Origin of the sequence: Chryseobacterium gambrini (assembly GCF_900156825.1) — a bacterium.
GTDB classification, from domain to species: domain Bacteria; phylum Bacteroidota; class Bacteroidia; order Flavobacteriales; family Weeksellaceae; genus Chryseobacterium; species Chryseobacterium gambrini.
In genome coordinates this window covers 1-2,148 of the sequence record NZ_FTOV01000038.1, presented here as the reverse complement: position 1 = coordinate 2,148, position 2,148 = coordinate 1, and the positions used below count along the sequence as shown (strand labels likewise).

Annotated in this window: 1 protein-coding gene; it reads left to right on the top strand. The window is 40.8% G+C overall.

Annotated elements, in window-relative coordinates; translation table 11 throughout:
* Positions 1–178: 178 nt before the first annotated feature.
* A partial coding sequence (locus BW951_RS22205) for an Ig-like domain-containing protein (RefSeq protein WP_228427592.1) occupies positions 179–2,148 on the top strand: 1,970 nt, incomplete at its 3' end.

Below are 2,148 nucleotides of genomic sequence, written 5' to 3'. Positions count from 1 at the left end.
TAAATATTCAGGATGGATCCTTGTTAAAAATATTGATTAAGCAAACAAAAAAGCTGAATCCTAAAGCCACGATTTTTTATCGTGGCTTTTTTACGTATTTATAACCATTTTTTTGGAAATATTATTAAGAACATATTAAATATTCTGTTATTTTTGCAAGAATCCTAATTCTATAATTATGAATAAAATTCTACTGTCTTTTGTACTGATGCTTTTCGGCATAAGTACTCTTTTTGCACAGAGGGATACAGAGCACTGGATCGCACCTTATTATGCATCCGCAACAGGATATACCAATGCGTTATATCTTTCAACAGACTCTACCACTCCTTTTGATGTAAAAATTTATAACAATAATACTTTGCTAACAACCGTTACCATCAGCAAAGGAAATCCTCAATCGTATACCGTTCCTCTCGCTAATATAACAGCTACAGCTTCAGCCGATGCTTTTACGGTAGGTACAAAAGGTTTATATCTTAAAGGAGACAAACCGTTTTACTGTACATTGAGATCTGCACAAAGTGTTCATGGAGAAATTATCACATCAAAAGGTAAAGCAGGAATCGGGAAATTATTTTATGCAGCCAATCCGCCCAATACAACTGCCGGAACAGGATCGGGTAATAATTTCACAGCAGGGATTTTGGCTACGGAAGACAATACATCAGTTACCGTAACCTGGACAACATCAGGACTTCAGTTTATCGGTGCTCCCGCCACTTTTACAGGAAATACTCAAACCTTTACTTTAAATAAAGGACAGTCTTATATTTTAGCCGGGAACAATAGTACTCCGGCAAACCTTACAGGATTTATCGGAGCCAAAATAGTTTCCGATAAGCCCATCAGTTTAACCAATGGAAGCGCCAACGGAAACTTTGGAGCAGGAAGTTCGGGCGGTTCAGATTTAATTATGGACCAGTCGGTTCCGGTGGAAAGACTGGGGAACACTTTTGCCATGGTAAAAACAAGATCTACCGCTCCTGCCGAAAATATGGAGGGAGGAATTGTTATTGCCACAGAAGACAATACTCAGATATTTGTTAATGGCGGAACGACTCCATTAGCAACAATCAATGCCGGAGAATGGTACAGAATTAACGAAACCAATTATGTACAGCAAGGTACAAGCGGACATTTTAATATGTTGGTATCCACTTCTAAAAATGTATACCTTTATCAATTAGTGGGAGTAGGTACTTCAAACAATACAGGAGGCTACAATTATATTCCACCATTGAACTGCTTCCTTCCGAGAAAAATTGACGAGATCGGAAAGATCAACGAAATGCCGGGAATTTCCGGAATTACTTTAAAGTTAAATATCTTAACTGAAACAGGAGCTGCTGTTACGTACAGCATCGACGGCGGAGCGGCTACCACTCCAACCGCTGCTCAGGGACCTTATCCGTTAACCGGAAATACCAACTGGGTAACCTATGCCATTGATAACCCGACTGGAAACGTTACCGTAACCTCAACAAAAGCAGTAACTGCAGGAGTTAACGGTGGATACAGTTCAGCAGGGTACGGTGGGTATTTTGCAGGATTTTCTTCCATCCCGGTAATTGCAAAACAGACAGGAGACTGTATTCCGGGGATTATTCTTGAGGTTGACGACAGCTATGAAACGTATCAGTGGTATCTGAACGGAAACCCGATCACCGGAGCTACACAAAACGTTTATACGCCTACCGTAGCTGGAAATTATACCGTGAAAGTAACCATGGGAACCTGTCCACCCGTTACCACTCCCATCTATAAAGTTTTTTCATGTGTAAGAAATACAACAGCAGCTCTTAATGCCTGTGCAACGAAAGTCATTACTCCCGCTTTCTCGTTCACCACAACACAGACGCCTGTTGCAAGTACGGTAACCATTCTTACCTATCCGACAAACGGTACAGCAACGGTAAACGGCGCAGGACAGATTACCTATATTCCGAATCCGGGATATTTAGGTCCTGATACTATTGTTTACCAGTTCTGCGGAAATGCTCCCGAATTTATTGACTGTGAAAAGGTAACTTTAAATCTTACAGTGGTACCTTTTATTTTAACGGACACCACCATCAAAGCCTGTCAGTACAACGGAAAAGGTTTTTTTGATCTTACCGCAGCCAATGTAACGACGTACACTCCGGT